The organism is Streptomyces sp. NPDC126503, assembly GCF_040302405.1.
GTDB lineage: Bacteria > Actinomycetota > Actinomycetes > Streptomycetales > Streptomycetaceae > Streptomyces > Streptomyces gulbargensis.
Window position 1 is genome coordinate 353,322 of sequence record NZ_JBEORS010000004.1, and the last position, 16,777, is coordinate 370,098.

Annotated in this window: 16 protein-coding genes; 5 read left to right on the forward strand and 11 right to left on the reverse strand. The window is 73.5% G+C overall.

Annotated features, from left to right (window positions below; all coding sequences use genetic code 11):
* Nucleotides 1-17 precede the first annotated feature (17 nt).
* The 4 genes from ABTY40_RS08545 to ABTY40_RS08560 form a co-directional block, all read right to left on the reverse strand.
* Complete coding sequence (locus tag ABTY40_RS08545; RefSeq protein WP_352058805.1) at nt 18-1,019, reverse strand: 2-hydroxyacid dehydrogenase; 1,002 nt, start codon at nt 1,017-1,019, stop codon at nt 18-20.
* Between the two features lie 93 nt (nt 1,020-1,112).
* Entirely contained in the window at nt 1,113-1,760 is a 648-nt protein-coding gene (locus tag ABTY40_RS08550; RefSeq protein ID WP_309050765.1) for a response regulator, read from the reverse strand.
* Nucleotides 1,761-1,792: 32 nt separating this feature from the next.
* Nucleotides 1,793-3,025: a MacS family sensor histidine kinase gene (gene macS / locus ABTY40_RS08555; protein WP_352058806.1), complete on the reverse strand. Its 1,233-nt coding sequence runs from the start codon at nt 3,023-3,025 to the stop codon at nt 1,793-1,795.
* Nucleotides 3,026-3,064: 39 nt separating this feature from the next.
* Entirely contained in the window at nt 3,065-3,796 is a 732-nt protein-coding gene (locus ABTY40_RS08560; protein WP_502990520.1) for a lysophospholipid acyltransferase family protein, read from the reverse strand.
* A 180-nt stretch (nt 3,797-3,976) separates the two neighbouring features.
* Here ABTY40_RS08560 and ABTY40_RS08565 point away from each other — a divergent pair, with 180 nt between their 5' ends.
* Both ABTY40_RS08565 and ABTY40_RS08570 read left to right on the forward strand, forming a co-directional pair.
* Nucleotides 3,977-4,759: an alpha/beta hydrolase gene (locus tag ABTY40_RS08565; protein ID WP_352058808.1), complete on the forward strand. Its 783-nt coding sequence runs from the start codon at nt 3,977-3,979 to the stop codon at nt 4,757-4,759.
* Nucleotides 4,752-5,474: a hypothetical protein gene (locus ABTY40_RS08570; protein ID WP_352058809.1), complete on the forward strand. Its 723-nt coding sequence runs from the start codon at nt 4,752-4,754 to the stop codon at nt 5,472-5,474. Before ABTY40_RS08565 ends, ABTY40_RS08570 begins: the two co-directional genes overlap by 8 nt.
* Before the next feature lie 101 nt (nt 5,475-5,575).
* On the opposite strand, the gene ABTY40_RS08575 is transcribed toward ABTY40_RS08570, so the two are convergent.
* The 6 genes from ABTY40_RS08575 to ABTY40_RS08600 all read right to left on the reverse strand — a co-directional run bounded on the left by ABTY40_RS08575 (nt 5,576) and on the right by ABTY40_RS08600 (nt 10,435).
* Nucleotides 5,576-6,334, reverse strand: a complete 759-nt coding sequence (locus ABTY40_RS08575; RefSeq protein ID WP_352058810.1) for an endonuclease/exonuclease/phosphatase family protein — start codon at nt 6,332-6,334, stop codon at nt 5,576-5,578.
* An 80-nt stretch (nt 6,335-6,414) separates the two neighbouring features.
* Nucleotides 6,415-7,356, reverse strand: a complete 942-nt coding sequence (locus tag ABTY40_RS08580; protein ID WP_345281190.1) for an ROK family glucokinase — start codon at nt 7,354-7,356, stop codon at nt 6,415-6,417.
* 66 nt (nt 7,357-7,422) lie between these two features.
* Nucleotides 7,423-7,911 (reverse strand): DUF5304 domain-containing protein, encoded by a 489-nt coding sequence (locus ABTY40_RS08585; protein ID WP_352058811.1) that lies wholly within the window; start codon nt 7,909-7,911, stop codon nt 7,423-7,425.
* A 63-nt stretch (nt 7,912-7,974) separates the two neighbouring features.
* The gene (locus ABTY40_RS08590) at nt 7,975-9,111 is read right to left on the reverse strand and encodes an ArsA family ATPase (RefSeq protein WP_352058812.1); all 1,137 of its coding nucleotides are present in this window, start codon (nt 9,109-9,111) and stop codon (nt 7,975-7,977) included.
* Nucleotides 9,112-9,165: 54 nt separating this feature from the next.
* Nucleotides 9,166-9,606: an SRPBCC family protein gene (locus ABTY40_RS08595; protein ID WP_345281196.1), complete on the reverse strand. Its 441-nt coding sequence runs from the start codon at nt 9,604-9,606 to the stop codon at nt 9,166-9,168.
* A 73-nt stretch (nt 9,607-9,679) separates the two neighbouring features.
* On the reverse strand, nt 9,680-10,435 hold the full coding sequence (locus ABTY40_RS08600; RefSeq protein WP_352058831.1) for a metallophosphoesterase family protein: 756 nt from the start codon (nt 10,433-10,435) through the stop codon (nt 9,680-9,682).
* 268 nt (nt 10,436-10,703) lie between these two features.
* Here ABTY40_RS08600 and ABTY40_RS08605 point away from each other — a divergent pair, with 268 nt between their 5' ends.
* On the forward strand, nt 10,704-12,500 hold the full coding sequence (locus ABTY40_RS08605; RefSeq protein ID WP_352058813.1) for an AMP-dependent synthetase/ligase: 1,797 nt from the start codon (nt 10,704-10,706) through the stop codon (nt 12,498-12,500).
* 73 nt (nt 12,501-12,573) lie between these two features.
* Here the strand turns inward: ABTY40_RS08605 and ABTY40_RS08610 are convergent, their stop codons facing one another.
* Nucleotides 12,574-13,728: a glycosyltransferase family 4 protein gene (locus tag ABTY40_RS08610; protein ID WP_352058832.1), complete on the reverse strand. Its 1,155-nt coding sequence runs from the start codon at nt 13,726-13,728 to the stop codon at nt 12,574-12,576.
* Nucleotides 13,729-13,856: 128 nt separating this feature from the next.
* Here ABTY40_RS08610 and ABTY40_RS08615 point away from each other — a divergent pair, with 128 nt between their 5' ends.
* Nucleotides 13,857-15,137 (forward strand): glycosyltransferase 87 family protein, encoded by a 1,281-nt coding sequence (locus ABTY40_RS08615; RefSeq protein WP_352058814.1) that lies wholly within the window; start codon nt 13,857-13,859, stop codon nt 15,135-15,137.
* A 95-nt stretch (nt 15,138-15,232) separates the two neighbouring features.
* On the forward strand, nt 15,233-16,681 hold the full coding sequence (locus tag ABTY40_RS08620; protein WP_352058815.1) for a DUF2079 domain-containing protein: 1,449 nt from the start codon (nt 15,233-15,235) through the stop codon (nt 16,679-16,681).
* Nucleotides 16,682-16,777: the final 96 nt, after the last annotated feature.

Sequence of the window (16,777 nt, forward strand, 5' to 3'; positions counted from 1 at the left end):
GGCGGGGCGGCCGGCCGTCAGCCCGCCGTCCGGGGGACGAGCACGTTCTCGCCGCGCCGCCCCGCGAGGTGGTCGAGGACGTTGCGGACGGTGGCCCGGACGATCTGGCCGACGGCGTCGCGGGTGTAGTACGCCTGGTGGGAGGTGACCACCACGTTGGGGAAGGTGACCAGGCGGGCCAGGGTGTCGTCCTCGACGACCTCCAGGGACTTGTCGAGGAAGAAGAGGCCCGCCTCCGCCTCGTACACGTCCAGGCCGACCCCGGTGAAGCGGCCGGCGCGGAGTTCGGTGACGAGGGCCTCGGTGTCGACGAGTCCGCCGCGGCTGGAGTTCACCAGGATGGCGTCGTCCTTCATGGCCTTGAGGGCGGTGGCGTCGATCAGGTGGTGGGTGGCGGGCATCAGCGGGACGTGGAGGCTGACGAGGTCGGCCTCGGCGAGGAGCCGGTCCTTGTCGACGTACCGCATGCCGAGGTCGCGGCAGGCCGGGTTCTCGGTGACGTCCCAGCCGAGGAGTTCCATGCCGAAGCCGTGGGCGATCCGGGTGAAGGCCTCGCCGATCTTTCCGGTGCCGAGGACGCCGACCGTACGACCGCGCAGGTCGCGGCCCATCAGCCCGTCGAGCCGGAAGTCGAAGTCGCGGGTGCGGTTGGAGGCGCGGACGATCCGCCGGTTGACGGCCATGGCGAGGGTCCAGGCGAACTCGGCCACCGAGTACGGCGAGTAGTGCGAGACCCGGGCGACGGTGAGGCCGAGGCGCTCGGCCACGTCCAGGTCGATGTTGTTGAAGCCGGTGGAGCGCTGGGCGATGAGCTGGGTGCCGCCGGCGGCGAGGGTCTGCAGGACCCGGTGGTCCAGGACCGCGTTGACGCTGGTGGAGACGATCTCGTAGCCGGCGGCGATGGGGGCGGTGTCCTCGTTGAGGAAGACGTCGAGGCAGCGGACGTCGTGGTGTCCGGCGAAGGCCTCCTCGATGAGGGGCCTCTCGTCCGCCTGCACGCCGAAGGCCAGGATCTCCACGAGCGTCCCCTCCGTGCCGTTCCGTTCGCTGTCGGGCCGTATGTCCGTGAATATACGACCCGGCACCGCGGCGCGCCCGGCGATCGGGCGGGGTCAGGCGTCGTCGAGGCCGCGCTCGATCGCGTACCGGACCAGCTCGACCCGGTTGTGGAGCTGGAGCTTGCCCAGGGTGTTCTGGACGTGGTTCTGCACGGTGCGGTGCGAGATGACCAGGCGCTCGGCGATCTGCTTGTAGCTGAGGCCCTTGGCGACGAGGCGGAGGACTTCCGTCTCGCGCTCGGTGAGGCGGGGGGCGTCGGGTTCGGCCGTGCCGGGGGCCGGGGCGGGCTCGGCGGCCAGGCGCCGGTACTCGCCGAGGACCAGTCCGGCCAGGCCCGGGGTGAAGACCGGGTCGCCGGCGGCGGTGCGGCGGACGGCGTCGATGAGCTCCTCGGTGCTCGCCGACTTGAGGAGGTAGCCGGTGGCGCCGGACTTGACCGCCTCCAGGACGTCGGCGTGCTCACCGCTCGCCGACAGGACCAGGACCCGCAGGCCGGGGAGGGCGCCGACGAGTTCCTTGCAGACCTGGACACCCGGTTTGACGGGCAGGTTCAGGTCGAGGACGAGGACGTCGGGCGCGACGGCCAGGGCGCGGCGGACGGCCTGTTCGCCGTCACCGGCCGTGGCGGCCACGTCGAAGTCCGCCTCCGCCAGGTCGCGGGCGACCGCGTCGCGCCACATCGGGTGGTCGTCGACCACCATCACCTTGATCGGCCGTTCGGCCGGGGTCTCGCTCACTTCTCTCCTGCCTTCCCCCGTGCGTCCCGCGGGGGCCGCGGGACCTTCAACTCGACTTCCGTGCCCTGGCCGGGGACCGAGATCAGTTCGGCCGTGCCGCCCAGATCCCGCAGTCTCCCCCGGATGGAGAGGGCGACGCCCATCCGGCCCTCCCCCTCGGCCTGCGCGAGGCGGCCCTCGGGGATGCCGGGGCCGTCGTCCCGTACGGTGACGATCACCTCGTCCGGCCAGTCCTCGACCAGGATCCAGGCGCGGGCCTCCTCGCCCGCGTGGACCCGGACGTTGTCCAGTGCGGCGCCGACGGCGGCGGCCAGTTCGCGGGCGGCGGCCGGGGGGAGCAGGACCGGCGCACCCGGGTCGGAGAGGGTGACGCGGGCCCCGGCGCGCGGGGCGAGCAGGGCGCGCAGGTCGACGGGGCCCGCGGTGTCGCCGGGCTCGTCACCGGTCTCGACGGCGCGGACCACGGCGCCCTCGGAGGCGTCCTCGGAGAGGTGGCTGGGCCGGGTGAGGCCGCCGGCGACGAGGGTGCGCAGGGCGACCTCCTGCTCCCCGGCCATCCGGCCGAGTTCCGCGGCCTCGCCGCCGAGGGCGGTGCCGCGCCGCTGGACCATGGCGAGGACCTGCAGGACGCTGTCGTGGATGTCCCGGGCGAGCCGTTCGCGTTCGCGGGTGGCGGCCTCGATCTCCAGGGCGCGGGCGAGGGTGCGCTCGGAGGCGCGGGCGACCTCGACGACGTAGCCGATGGCGATGGAGGCGACCCAGACCAGGATGACGTTGTGGACGGTGTCGCGGGTCGGGTGGCCGCGCTCGATGATGTTGGCGACGGCGACGAGGGAGGAGGCGACTCCGGCCCAGCGCCAGCCGCCCTTGATCGCGTACGCGAGGACGGAGCCGGCCGTCCATATCGTCGGCAGGGTGGGGCCGTCGACGGACTGGGCGTGGGCGTCGGCGAGCGGGGTGAGGAGGATGCCGGTGAGGGCGAGGGTCAGGTCGGCGACGAGGAAGCGGGTGGTGCAGCTGGCCGCGTTCGCCACCTTGGGCAGGGTGGCGAGGGTCCACACGGCGAGCACCGCCAGATAGGCGACGGCGATCGCGGGCCGCTCGTACCGGTCGCGGCCGGCGGCGAAGACGAGGACCGCGTAGAGCAGGGTCATGACGCGGTAGCCGGTCAGCGCGCGCCACAGCGGCTGCTCGACCGACATGCGCACGACACGTTCGCGTACGGCCATCTCCCCCACCCCCACCGGTGCCCGCCTCCCGGGGGAGGGTCAGGCGCCGGACTCTTCCCGGGCCGCGATCTCGGCCTTCACGGCCTCCTTCGCGGCCTTCTCGGCCTCGGCGATCTGCCGCTTGGCGGCGGTCGCGTAGATGTCGACGTACTCCTGACCGGAGAGCTTCATGATCTCGTACATGACCTCGTCGGTCACCGAGCGCAGGATGAAGCGGTCGCCGTCCATGCCGTGGTACCGGCTGAAGTCGAGCGGCTTGCCGATGCGGATGCCGGGACGCATCAGCTTGGGGACGACCTTGCCGGGCGGCTGGATCTTCTCGGTGTCGATCATCGCGACCGGGATGACGGGCGCGCCGGTGGCCAGCGCCACCCGGGCGAGACCGCCGGGCTTGCCCCGGTAGAGCCGGCCGTCGGGCGAACGGGTGCCCTCCGGGTAGATGCCGAAGAGGCCGCCCTTCTCGATGACCTCGATGCCGGCCTTGATGGCCGCCTCGCCCGCGCCGCGCGCCCCCGAGCGGTCGACGGGGAGCTGGCCGACGCCCTTGAAGAAGGCGGCGGTGAGCTTGCCCTTCACGCCCGGGGTGGTGAAGTACTCGGCCTTGGCGATGAAGGTGACCTTGCGGTCGAGCACGGCGGGCAGGAAGAAGGAGTCGGAGAACGACAGGTGGTTGCTCGCCAGGATCGCGGGACCCTCGGCGGGGATGTTCTCCAGACCCTCCACCCAGGGCCGGAAGGCGAGCTTCAGGGAGCCCCCGAGGGAGAACTTCATTGCGCCGTAGATCAACTCGCCATGCCTTCCGTGTGCCGTCGTCACGACTTTATCCCGTACCGGCGTACGGCCCCCGCTACGGCCCTGGTCGGTGTCGGTCCGGTCGCGTACCGTGAAGGTCCTTCCCCATGTACCCGCCGCTTCGGCGCCCCCGAAGTCGAAACCGAACAGGAGACCCCGGTGCCGGTCCTTCCTGGAGCCGAGCCGTACCGCCACGAGGGCGGAGAGGTCGGCGTCCTTCTCTGTCACGGATTCACCGGTTCCCCCCAGTCGCTGCGCCCGTGGGCCGAGTTCCTGGCCGAGCGCGGACTGACCGTGTCGCTGCCGCTGCTGCCGGGACACGGCACCCGCTGGCAGGACATGCAGCTCACCACCTGGCACGACTGGTACGCGGAGGTGGACCGGGCCCTGCGCGAGCTGCGGGAGCGGTGCGCCACGGTCTTCGTCTTCGGCCTGTCGATGGGCGGGGCGCTGTCCCTGCGGCTCGCCGCGAAGCACGGGGACGCGGTGCGGGGTCTGGTCCTGGTGAACCCGGGCAACAAGGTGCACGGCGTGGCCGCGCACGCCCTGCCGGTCGTCCGGCATCTGGTCCCCTCGGCGAACGGGATCGCCAGCGACATCGCGAAGTCCGGTGTGCGGGAAATCGGCTACGACCGGGTGCCGCTGCACGCCGCGTACTCGCTGCGCCAGTTCTTCCGCACGGTCGACGCCGAGCTTCCGCAGGTCACGCAGCCGGTGCTGCTGCTGCACAGCCCCGAGGACCATGTGGTCCCGCCGGCCGACTCGGCGCGGATCCTCGGCCGGATCTCCTCCACGGACGTCCGGGAGGTCCTGCTGGAACAGAGCTACCACGTCGCGACGTTGGACCATGACGCGGAGCGGATCTTCGACGAGAGCCTGGCCTTCGTCGAGCGTCTCGCCCCGGGACTCGTCGGCGGGAAGGGAAGCAGGAGCGGTGGCTGATCAGCAGGACGGCGGAGAGCGGGAACCGCAGCCCATCGACGAGGAGGCGGCGTGGGCCGCGATCGTCGCCGCGTACGGCGAGGAGCCCGCGGACCCTCCGGGGGCGAGGCCGTTCCGGCCGATCCAGAACCTGGCCCTGCCGGAGCCCGAAGCGGAGACGGGAGGCGAGGCGCGGCCCGGGGCCGGCGCCAAGCCGGTGAAGGACCCGAAGTCCCTCGGTGACCCGAAGGTCGTGGCGGAGGTCAACCCGGTGCCGGGTCCTGAGGCTCCCGTGGCGGGTGCCGGGTCGGGGTCCGAGTCCGCCGGTGACGCCGTCGCGGCGCCCGGGGTGGAGAAGGAGGACGGGGACGGTCCGGGGCCCGCTGCGGGCCGTCCGGCGCTCGGCAGCTCGGTGGTCTTCGCCCCGGGGGTCGGGCCGAGCGGTCCCCGTGACTACACGCCGGCCCCGTCCGACGACGAGGGCCACTTCGTGCCGCCGGAGCCGCCCCCGCTGCCGGAGGCGGACGCCACCACCAAGTTCGCCTGGCTCGGTGTCGTCGGCGGCCCGGTCCTCATGCTGCTGGCGGTGCTGCTCCGGTGGGACATGACCTGGTGGCTGACGACCCTGTGCGTCGGCGGCTTCCTGGGCGGTTTCGTCACCCTGGTGGCGCGGATGAAGCACGACGACGAGGACGACGACGGCTTCGGCGACCCGGGCCGCGGCGCCGTGGTCTGAGCCGTTGAGGCCCGGCCCTCCGCGGTCCGGGCCTTCGCGGTCCGGGCCTTCGCGGTCCGGGCCGGGGACCGGTCCCCGGCTCCCGCCCGCCTCCGCCCGGGTCAGTCACCCGCGGGGAGGCGGACCGCCGCGAGCACCGGCAGGTGGTCGGTGGCGGCCCTCAGATCGACCGGGTCCAGGCCCTGCGGGACCCCGCAGCCGAGGAACTCGACGCCCGGGGTCGCGAGGATCGCGTCGATGCGCTGGTGCGGATCGGCGGCCGTCGAGGTGTGCTCCCCGCCCCAGGGCCGTACCGCCCAGCCGTCCCGCAGCTCGGCCGTGAGCCGGGTGAAGGCGGGCCCGCCGGGCCGCTCGTTGAGGTCGCCGCCGACGATCGTGTACGGGGTTCCGAGCGCGGCGACCCGGTCCAGGACCATCCCGGCCTGGGCGTACCGCTCGTCCGCCCGCAGGCTCAGATGGCAGCTGACGAGCCCCAGCCTGGCCCGGCCGAAGCGGACGACCGCGGTGGCCAGGCCCCGCCGGTGGAGGCCGGGGGTCAGCGGCAGCAGCACGTCCTCGGTCCGTTCGACGGTGGCCCGCAGCGAGCAGAGCAGCAGCGGTCCCGCGGCGGTGGCGCCGCCGCCGAGGACGACGAGGTCGCTCTTGGCGGCGAGCCGGGCCGCGTGCTTGCGCCAGCGGAAGAAGCGCGGCGCCTCCTGGATCAGGACCACGTCGGGGGCGCAGGCCCGGATGACCCGGGCGAGGGCGTCCTCGTCGTCGCGCATCGAGCGGATGTTGTAGCCGAGGACCCGGACGACGGCCGAACCGTCGCTCTCGGTACGGGAGTCGGGCAGCTCGCCGGTCGCGTCGGTCGTCACCATGCGCCCAGATTAAGCGCGGTGCCCGCCGCGCCCCGGAGGGCACGACGGGCACCGGTGCGGCCTTACGGGAGACCGGCGGTTCAGCCCTGGCGGGCGAGGTCGGCCGCGCCGACCAGGCCGGCCTTGTTGCCGAGCTGGGCCGCGAGGACCTGCGCGTGCGGGCGCCACTGGCCGCCGATCAGCCAGCGCCGGAACGACTTGCGGATCGGGTCGAGGACGAGTTCGCCCTCGTCGGAGACGCCGCCGCCGACGATGAACGCCGAGGGGTCGAACAGCGAGGCCAGGTCGGCGAGACCGGCGCCCGCCCAGCGGGCCAGCTCGCGGAAGGAGTCGATCGCGACCTTGTCACCGGCGCGGGCCGCCTCGCTGACGTGCCGGCCCTGGATGCCCTCGGGGGTGCCGTCGCCGAGCCCCAGCAGCAGCTGGGCGTTCTCGGGGGTGGCGGCGGCGCGCTGGCGGGCGTACCGGACGAGGGCGCGGCCGGAGGCGTACTGCTCCCAGCAGCCCTGGCTGCCGCAGCCGCACAGCAGGCCGTCGGGGACGACCCGGACGTGGCCGAACTCGGCGGCCACGCCGAAGCGTCCGCGGCGCAGCTTGTTGCCGATGATGATGCCGCCGCCGAGGCCGGTGCCGAGGGTGATGCAGATGACGTCCTCGTGGCCCTGGCCCGCGCCGAACCGGTACTCGCCCCAGGCGGCCGCGTTGGCGTCGTTCTCGACGACGACCGGCAGACCGACCCGCTGCTCGACCTTGTCCTTCAGCGGCTCGTGCCGCCAGTCGATGTTCGGCGCGAAGAGGACGGTGGCGCGCTTGTCGTCGACGTATCCGGCGGCACCGATGCCGACGGCCTCGATCCGGTGGCCCTTGCCGGCCTCGGAGACCGCCGCGCAGATCGCGTCGACGATGCCCTCGGGGGTCGGCGGGGTGGGCACCGTATGGGTGTCGAGGATGTTGCCCTCCTCGTCGACCACGCCGGCCGCGATCTTCGTGCCGCCGATGTCGACGCCGATGGTGAGTCCCATGTGTCCCTCAGTTTTCGGTCGAGCCCCGCTAGGGCCCACCGTACCCGAGGGCAGGACGCGCCCCGGTCAGTCCAGGTCGATGCGGCGGCCCGTTCCGGGGCCTTCGTCGTCCTTGCGCGGCTCGTCCCCGAGCGGCCCGTCCGCGCGGGGCTCGCCGGTGCCGGGGGCCGCCGGGTCCGCGCCGGGCCGGCGGGGTTCCGGCGCGGGTTCGTCGCGGGTCCAGCGGGCCTCGTGGCCGCCGACGGCGGAGCGGTAGGCGGCGAGCAGTTCGTTCCCGGCGGCGGCGAGGTGGTCGAAGACCTGGGGGTTGCGCTCGATGACGGGCTCGACGGCGCTGCGCGCCTGGTCGACGAGGTCCTTGACGGTCCGGGCCGCCTGGCCGCCGAGCAGCGGGGCGGCCAGTCCGCCGGACACCTTGTCGGCGACGGCCTCGAACAGCTTGCGGAACTCCTCGGCGGCGGAGCCCGGCTCGGGGCCGCGCTCGGCCCGGCTCCGGGCCCTCTCCGCCTCCAGGTCCTCGGCGCACGCCTTGGCCCAGGCGTCCGGATCGCTCATGGCGTACTCCTCAGTGGCTGGTACTTCGACGGTACACGCCCGGCGGGGGCCGGAGCAGGGGCTTCAGGAGCCGGCGGGCCACAGTCCCGGATCCGGCGCGAACCGGACCCTCAGCTCCCCGTCGACCAGGCCGGCGCCCGTGACGGCGCAGCGGCGCAGGGCGCCCGGCAGGGACAGGGCCCGGCGGAAGGGGCCGGCCGCGAGGAGCAGTTCGTCACCGCGGCGGACGAGGGAGAGCTCCTCCTTGGCGGCGCCGGGGAGCGGCAGGTGCCAGACGAGGACGCCGTCCTGCTCGCGCCGGTCCTCGACCCGGGGCACGGCGGGCGCGGCGGGGCCGGCGTCCGCGGGCGCGGGGGCGAGCAGGACGAGGTCCTCGGGGCCGCGGGGGTCGCGGCCGAGGTGGGGCAGCTCGCGCAGGAGTCCGCCGGCGCCGGTACGGAGGGTCTCCAGGTGCCGGTGCTGCTCGGCGGCGAGGGCGGCGAGCCAGGGGTCCTCGGAGGTGGCGGGCAGGATCCGGTTGGCGACCACGGTGTCGAGGGCGAGGCCCTGGAGGGCGAGGCCGAGGCGGGCGGAGCGCAGGGCGGGGGCGGCCGCGGGGCCCGGCTCCAGGACGAGGCGGACGGTGGTGCCGGGGTCCTCGATCAGGGCCTGGACGGCGGCGAGCTCCTCGGCCCAGCGGGCGGTGGTCTCGTACAGCCACTGGGCGGGCATGGGGACGCCGGCGAGCTGGGCGAGCATGGGGCGCAGGGCCCGGGCGGCCTGGCGCTCGGGGGGCAGCAGGCGGCGCAGGTAGCGGCGGAGCTGCTCGGGCAGGGCGAGAACCGCGAGGGCCTCGGTGAGCGGGGGGAGGTCCACGACGGCGAGGTCGTGGCCGCCGGCGGCGGCCTCGCGCAGGGCCCGCAGGAGGGCGAAGGGGCGGGCGCCGGGGAGTTCGGTGAGCTCGGCCTCCTCGAAGGGCGCGGCGCCGAGCAGGTCGAGCGCGGTGCCGGAGCGGGCCTGGAGAGCGAGGAACTCGCGCCGGAAGTCGGCGCCGGGGTCGGGGCGCAGGACGGTGAGCGGCCCGGTGCCGCCGGGAAGCGTGCCCGCGTCGTCGGAGACCAGCAGCACGCGCTGTCCGGCGTGCGCCGCGGCGAGGGCGGTCGCCGCGGCGACGGTGGTGCGCCCGGCGCCGCCGGCTCCGGTGACAAGGATGATCCGCATGCGGGCGACGCTACCGCGCCGCCGTGGCGCCCCGGCCGGGGCCCCGGGCCGGGCTCAGGCGCCGGACTCGACGCGCTTCTTCAGGCCCGCGAGCGCGCGGTCGATGATGACCTTCTCGGCCTTGCGCTTGATCATGCCGAGCATGGGGATCTTGACGTCGACGGTCAGCTGGTAGGTGACCTCGGTGCGGTCGCCGCCGAGCGGGCGCAGCAGGTAGGAGCCGTCCAGGGAGCGGAGCATCTGGGACTTGACCAGGGTCCAGCTGACCTCGTTCTCGCCGGTCCAGGTGTAGGCGAGGGTGTGGTCGTCCTTGATGGCCCCGGCGTCGAGCAGCAGGCGGACCTTCTCGGCGCGGCCGGCGGCGTCGGTCGCGAGGACCTCGGCCTCCTTCACCTCGCCGGTCCACTCGGGGTAGCGCGCGAAGTCGGAGATCACACCCATGACGTCGGCCGGTGCCGCCTCGATGGTGATGCTCGAGCTGGTGTGTTCGGCCATCGCGGTGGCTCCTCCAGTGTGCGGTCCGGCGAGAACTCGAAGGGCAGGCTATCGCGCCGCGGTGACGTGCCCGTCACCACTCCAGGGCGAAGGGCCGTCCGGTGGAGGCGAAGTGGCCGACGTTGACGCACTCGGTGGCGCCGATCCGCATGCGCCGGGCCAGCGGCTGGTGGACGTGGCCGAAGAGGGCGTAGCGGGGCCGGACCCGGTGGATGGCGTCGAGCAGGGCACGGCTGCCGCGTTCGAAGCGGCGGGCGACGGTGTCGTAGGTCAGCTCGGGGACCTCGGGCGGGATGTGGGAGCAGAGGACGTCGACCTCGCCGAGGGCCTCCACCTTGGCCGCGTACTCCTCGTCCCCGATCTCGTACGGGGTGCGCATGGGGGTGCGCAGGCCGCCGCCGACGAAGCCGAAGACGAGGCCGCCGATCTCGGCCCGCTGCCCGTCGAGGACGGTGGTGCCGGGTCCGGCGAACTCGGGCCAGAGGCCGGGGATGTCCACGTTGCCGTAGGTGGCGTAGGTCGGGGTGGGGAAGGCGGCGAACAGCTCGGCGTACTGCCGCCGTACGGCGGTCTCGATGGCGGCGTCCCGGTCGACGGCGAGACCGGCCCACAGGCGGCGGCCCAGCTCGCGGGCCTCGTCGAAGCGGCGGGCGGTGCGCAGCTCCACGATCCGGTCGGCGTTCTCGACGCCGAAGAGGTCGGGGAAGATGCCGCGGCTGTGGTCGGCGTAGTCGAGGAAGAGGACGAGGTCCCCCAGGCATATCAGGGCGTCGGCGCCCTCCCCCGCCGCGGCGAGGTCGCCGGCGTTGCCGTGCACGTCGCTGACCACATGGACTCGCATGGGAACCACCTTAGGGCGTCGGACCTGCGGTTACTTGGGAGTCGGAAAACCGGTGGACTACTGTGCGCAGAGCACCGCCACGCATGTGTGACGCACGGAACATCTGGCCAGGACCCCCTATCGGGAACCACGTACTGATGGGTAACGTCCGGGCAGTCCAGTCGTGCTCACCCCCACTGAGCACCTGCCCGACCTTGGACTACACCGGTGCATCACACAGAGCCGTGGCGCCGGCGCCCGATGAGGAGCAGCAGTCTTGCGCGAGTTCAGCCTTCCGGCCCTGTACGAGGTCCCCACGGACGGCAACCTGACGGATCTCATCCGCCGCAACGCCTCCCAGCACCCAGACGTCGCCGTGATGGGGCGCAAGGACGGCGGGGTCTGGACCGACGTCACCGCGAAGGAGTTCCTCGCCGAGGTCCGCGGCGTCGCCAAGGGCCTGATCGCCGCCGGGGTCGGGGTCGGTGACCGGGTGGCCCTGCTCTCGCGCACCCGCTACGAGTGGGTGCTGTTCGACTTCGCGATCTGGAGCGCGGGCGCGGTGACCGTGCCCGTGTACGAGACGAGCTCCCCCGAGCAGATCCAGTGGATCCTCGGTGACTCGGGCGCTTCCCTGGTGCTGGTGGAGAGCGCGGCGCACGAGGCCGCCGTGGAGTCCGTACGGACGAACCTGCCGGAGCTCCGGGGCGTGCGGCAGATCGAGGCGGGCGCGGTCGCGCGGCTCACCGCCGAGGGCGCCGGCGTCTCCGACGAGCTGCTCGACGAGCGGATGTCGGCGGCGCACGCGGACGACCCGGCGACGATCGTCTACACCTCGGGCACGACGGGCCGCCCCAAGGGCTGCGTCCTGACCCACCGGGCCTTCTTCGCCGAGTGCGGCAACGTGGTGGAGCGGCTCGGGCCCCTCTTCCGTACCGGCGAGTCCTCGGTGCTGCTGTTCCTCCCGGCCGCGCACGTCTTCGGCCGGCTCATCGAGGTCGCCTCGGTGATGGCGCCGATCCGGCTGGGCTGTCTGCCGGACATCAAGACGCTCACCGACGAGCTGGCCTCCTTCCGGCCGACGCTGATCCTGGGCGTGCCGCGCGTCTTCGAGAAGGTCTACAACTCGGCGCGGGCGAAGGCGCAGGCCGACGGCAAGGGCAAGATCTTCGACAAGGCCGCGCACACGGCCATCGCCTACAGCCGCGCGCTCGCCACTCCGCAGGGGCCGTCCTTCGGCCTCAAGCTCAAGCACCGGATCTTCGACAAGCTGGTCTACGCGAAGCTGCGGGCGGTGCTCGGCGGCCGCGGCGAGTACGCGATCTCGGGCGGCGCGCCGCTGGGCGAGCGGCTCGGCCACTTCTTCCGGGGCATCGGCTTCACGGTCCTGGAGGGCTACGGCCTGACCGAGTCGTGCGCGGCGACCGCGTTCAACCCGTGGGACCGTCCCAAGATCGGCACGGTGGGGCAGCCGCTGCCGGGCTCGGTGGTCCGGATCGCCGACGACGGCGAGGTGCTGCTGCACGGCGAGCACATCTTCTCGCGGTACTGGAACAACGAGGCCGCGACGGCGGAGGCGCTGGCGGACGGCTGGTTCCACACCGGGGACATCGGCACCCTCGACGAGGACGGCTACCTCGCGATCACCGGCCGGAAGAAGGAGATCCTGGTGACGGCGGGCGGCAAGAACGTCGCCCCGGCCGTCATCGAGGACCGGATCCGCGCCCACGCCCTGGTCGCCGAGTGCATGGTCGTCGGTGACGGCCGCCCGTTCGTCGGCGCCCTGGTGACCCTGGACGAGGAGTTCCTGGGCCGCTGGGCGGCGGAGCACGGCAAGCCGGCCGGCGCGACGGCGGCCACGCTGCGCGAGGACGCCGACCTCCTGGCGGAGGTGCAGCGGGCGATCGACGACGGCAACGCGGCCGTGTCCAAGGCGGAGTCGGTGCGCAAGTTCCGTGTCCTGTCCGCCCAGTTCACCGAGGAGGCGGGACACATCACCCCGTCCCTGAAGCTGAAGCGGAACGTGGTGGCGAAGGACTTCGCGGACGAGATCGAGGCGATCTACCGGGCCTGAGCCCGTGGGGAACGCGTGAACGAGCCGAAGGGGCCCCGCCGACCGGTGGGGCCCCGCCGTTTCGCGCCGTCCGCTACGCCCGCTCCTGGAGCAGTTCCCTCAGCCGCTCCGCCAGCAGGTCCCAGCGCCACTTCTCCTCGACCCAGGCGCGGCCCCGCTCCCCCATCCGCGCCCGCAGCGCGGGGTCGAGGAGCAGGGTGGCGACGCGGTCGGCGGTCTCCTCGGCCGAGCCGCCCCGGACGACCCAGCCGGTCTCGCCGTCCAGGACGGCGTCGGGCGCGCCACCGGAGTCCCCGGCCACGACGGGCAGTCCGGTGGCGGAGGCCTCCAGGTAGACGATGCCGAGGCCCTCGACGTCGAGCCCGCCCCGCCGGGTGCGGCAGGGCATGGCGAAGACGTCGCCGGCCCCGTAGTGCGCGGGCAGTTCGGACCAGGGCACGGCGCCGGTGAAGCGCACGGCCCCGGCCACCCCCGTCGAGGCGACGAGGCGGCGCAGTTCCTTCTCGTACGGGCCGCCGCCGACGATCAGCAGGACGGCGTCCGGCACCCGGCGCAGGATCGCGGGCATGGCCCGGATCAGGGTGTCCTGGCCCTTGCGCGGGACGAGCCGGGAGACGCAGACGACGACCGGGCGGTCACTGAGGCCGAGGCGGGCGCGGACCGCGTCACCGCCGGAGCCGGGGTGGAAGGTCTTCTCGTCCACGCCGGGCGGGAGCTGCGCCATACGCCCGGCGGCGGCCGGGGTGAGGGCGGCGGCGATGCGGGAGCGGGTGTACTCACCGAGGTAGGTGATCGTGTCGGTGCCCTCGCCGATGCGGCGCAACAGCTGCCGGGCGGCCGGGAGCTGCGCCCAGCCGGCCTCGTGGCCGTGGGTGGTGGCGACGAGCCGCCGGGCGCCCGCCCGCCGCAGCGCCGGGGCCATCAGGCCGAGCGGGGCGGCCGCGCCGAACCAGACCGCCTCGCAGCCGTGTTCGCGCAGCAGGGCGGTGGCACGGGCGGTAACGCGCGGGGTCGGGAGGAGCATGGTGGTGCGGTCCCGTACGACCGTGAAAGGCTGCTCCGCGTCGAACGCGGCGGTCGCCTCGGCCCCTTCACGGCCCCGCTTCCAGGTGGAGGCGTAGACGACGATCCGCTCAGGATCCAGACGCAGCGCCATGTTGTGCAGGAATGCCTGGATTCCGCCGGGGCGGGGCGGGAAGTCGTTGGTTACGATCAGGGTCTTGTGCATCGTGGCCATCCCGGCCGACAGTACGCGATCGCACCCTTCGCCCGGCACCACCACCACCCTCCGCGCGAGCGGACCGACAGGACAGGAACCCCACAGGTATGACGGGTGCGGCGCGACGGGGCTCCCCCATGGATCGGCGACTTCCGGCTCCGCGGCGTCCGGACCCGAGACCGACGGACCTGCGGCTTCCGCTCGCCCTGTGGGGTCTGTCCCGGATCGTCCTTCTGCTCTGTGTCCTGCGCGTCGTGGTGGTTCCCGGCCCGGACGTGGCGGTCGAGGTCGACCAGATCTACCGGAGCTGGTTCGACGTCCTGAAGACCGGCACGTACCCCGAGTCGGACGTGACGTGGCAGTACCCGCCGGGTGCGGCGCTGCCCATCCTCGCCCCCGCGCTGCTGCCGTTCCTCGACTACGCCGTCGGGTTCTTCGCCCTGGCGCTGCTGTGCGACGCCTTCGTCCTCGGCCTGTTCCTCCACACCGGGCGCCGTCCCGGCCGGTCGATGCGGGGCGCCTGGCTGTGGCTCGCGGCGGTCCCGCTGCTGGGCCCCACCGCGTACGCCCGGTACGACATCATGGTCACGGCCGTGGCCGTGGCGGCGCTCCTGTGCGCGATCCGCAGCCCCCGGCTGCTCGGCGCGCTGGCCGGCTTCGGCGCCATCCTGAAGGTGTGGCCGGCGCTGCTGCTCGTGGGCACCGCGAACGGGCGGGCGACCTGGCGTTCCTGGCCGGTGGCGGCGGGCGCGGCGAGCGGGGTGCTGCTGCTGTGCGCCCTGTGGATGCCGGGGTCGCTGACCTTCCTGTCGTACCAGAGCGAGCGGGGCACCGAGGTGGAGTCGCTGGGGGCGACGGTGTTCCACGTGGCCCGCCACTTCGGCTGGGAGGGCGGGGCGCGGATGAACTACGGCTCCATGGAGTTCCTCGGCCCGTACGTGGCCTGGGTGACGACCGCGTCGATGGCGCTGACCGTCGCCGCCTTCGGCTGGCTGGTGCTGTGGCGGTTCCGGGCCCGGCGCTTCGTCACCTCCACGACGGCGGACGCGGCGTTCGTGGCGGTGCTCCTCTTCACCACGACGAGCCGGGTCATCTCGCCGCAGTACATGATCTGGCTGGCCGGCCTCGCGGCGGTCTGCCTCGCCTACCGGTCGACCCGGATGCGGCGGCCCGCGCATCTGGTGCTGTGGGCCACGGCGGTGACGCAGTTCGAGTTCCCCGTGTGGTTCTCGCACGTGACCCAGAGCGATCTCCTGGGCATGGCGGTGCTGTTCCTGCGCAACGGGCTCCTGGTCGTGGCCACGCTCTCCGCGTGCCGGATCCTGTGGCGCCACACGGTGACCGAGGCGGGCACCGTGCGCATCCCGGTCCCGGCTGCGCCGGCGGAGCGGGACAAGGTGCTCACCGGCTCACCCTGAGGCCCCGGGCCGCGACCCGCACGGCCCCGGGCGCCGTGGGGCGGCGCTGCTACCCTGAGGGGCCTCCTCCCTCCTGATTAGGTTCTCCTGCTGACATGACTGACCTGAAGCTTCCGGCCGACCCCCGTCAGCGGCGCACCGGAGCGGAGGGCGACGGCGCGGGAGACGGGGCGCTTACCCGGAGGGGGATCTCCTGGAAGACGCCGCTGCTGGTGGCCGGACTCTTCTTCCTGGTCTATCTGACGCTGTCGGCACGGCGCCACGCGGTCAACCTCTCGACGGGGTACGACCTCGGCATCTTCACGCAGATCGTGCAGTCGTACGCGCGGTTCTCGCCGCCGTACTCCGCCCTCAAGGGGCCCGACTACAACGCGCTCGGGGACCACTTCCACCCGATCCTCGCGCTGCTCGCGCCCGCCTACAAGGTGTTCCCGTCGAGCTACACCCTGCTGGTCTGCCAGGCGGCGCTCACCGCCTTCTCCGTGGTGCCGCTGATGCGGTGGGCCGAGGAGGTCAGGGGCCGGCGGTTCGCCCTCTGGGCGGGCCTGTCGTACGGGGCGTCCTGGGGCCTGGCGGAGCTCGTCTCCTTCGACTTCCACGAAGTGGCGTTCGCCGTCCCGCTGCTGGCGCTGTCGCTCTGCGCGGCGGGGCGCGGGCGGTGGGGCGCGGCCGTCGCCTGGGCGGTCCCGCTGGTCCTGGTCAAGGAGGACCTCGGGCTCACGGTGGCGGCGATCGGCCTGTACGTGGCGTGGAAGGGGCCGCGGGTGACGGGGCTCCTCCTCGCGGTCCTCGGGGCCGGCGCCACGGCGCTGGAGATGCTGGTGATCCTGCCGGAGTTCAACCCGGTCGGGCAGTTCGCGTACTGGCCGCCGGAGACTCCCGACGAGCCGGGCCTGCTGGCCCAGGCGGCCGGCGCCTTCTGGCCTCCGGTCAAGTGGCTCACGGTGTTCATGATCGCCGCGCCCACCGGCTTCCTGGCGCTGCGCTCCCCCCTGCTGCTGATCGCGCTGCCGACGCTCGCCTGGCGCTTCACCTCCCCCAACCCCTTCCACTGGGGGACCGACTTCCACTACAGCGCCGTGATCATGCCCATCGCCTTCGCCGCGGCGGTGCACGCCGTCGCCAAGGGCGGGATCGACGCGCGCCGGCTCCTTCCGGCCTGCGCGGTGGGGGCGTTGACCACCTGCGTCACCTTCTTCACCCACCCGTTGCACGAGCTGGTCACGCCCCAGCTCTGGCGCGAGACCAGCCAGGTCAGGGCCGCGGACGACCTTCTGGAGAGGATTCCGGACGGCGCGACCGTGGCCGCCTCCAACCAGCTGGCCGCCCAGCTCGCCGACCGTGCCACGGTCAGCGAGGTGTGCCTCTTCCCCCGGTCCTTCCCCCCGAGGGAACCCGCCGAGTGGCTGATCTACGACAACGCCGACCGGTCCGACCCGGACTGCGCCACCGGTACGGCCCTGGAGCGGACGGGCGGTGTCGCGGGCTACCGGCTCGTCGAGCACCGGGAGGGCGTCTCGCTCCTCCGCCGGGCGGACCGCTAGGTGTATTGATCACGAGCGTTGTTAACGCCGACTGGTCTTGATCATGGCGAAGACCTCCGGTGTGGTGGAGGTGTCTAGGCTTCACCGCACACGGAG

Excerpts from the sequence above, each read along its gene's own strand:
- ABTY40_RS08620 (WP_352058815.1), top strand. The coding sequence starts at position 15,233 with ATGACTGACCTGAAGCTTCCGGCCGACCCCCGTCAGCGGCGCACCGGA.
- ABTY40_RS08590 (WP_352058812.1), bottom strand. The coding sequence starts at position 9,111 with ATGCGGATCATCCTTGTCACCGGAGCCGGCGGCGCCGGGCGCACCACC.
- ABTY40_RS08560 (WP_502990520.1), bottom strand. The coding sequence starts at position 3,796 with ATGAAGTTCTCCCTCGGGGGCTCCCTGAAGCTCGCCTTCCGGCCCTGG.
- ABTY40_RS08550 (WP_309050765.1), bottom strand. The coding sequence starts at position 1,760 with ATGGTGGTCGACGACCACCCGATGTGGCGCGACGCGGTCGCCCGCGAC.
- ABTY40_RS08575 (WP_352058810.1), bottom strand. The coding sequence starts at position 6,334 with ATGGTGACGACCGACGCGACCGGCGAGCTGCCCGACTCCCGTACCGAG.
- macS (WP_352058806.1), bottom strand. The coding sequence starts at position 3,025 with ATGGCCGTACGCGAACGTGTCGTGCGCATGTCGGTCGAGCAGCCGCTG.
- ABTY40_RS08610 (WP_352058832.1), bottom strand. The coding sequence starts at position 13,728 with ATGCACAAGACCCTGATCGTAACCAACGACTTCCCGCCCCGCCCCGGC.
- ABTY40_RS08585 (WP_352058811.1), bottom strand. The coding sequence starts at position 7,911 with ATGAGCGATCCGGACGCCTGGGCCAAGGCGTGCGCCGAGGACCTGGAG.
- ABTY40_RS08580 (WP_345281190.1), bottom strand. The coding sequence starts at position 7,356 with ATGGGACTCACCATCGGCGTCGACATCGGCGGCACGAAGATCGCGGCC.
- ABTY40_RS08615 (WP_352058814.1), top strand. The coding sequence starts at position 13,857 with ATGGATCGGCGACTTCCGGCTCCGCGGCGTCCGGACCCGAGACCGACG.
- ABTY40_RS08595 (WP_345281196.1), bottom strand. The coding sequence starts at position 9,606 with ATGGCCGAACACACCAGCTCGAGCATCACCATCGAGGCGGCACCGGCC.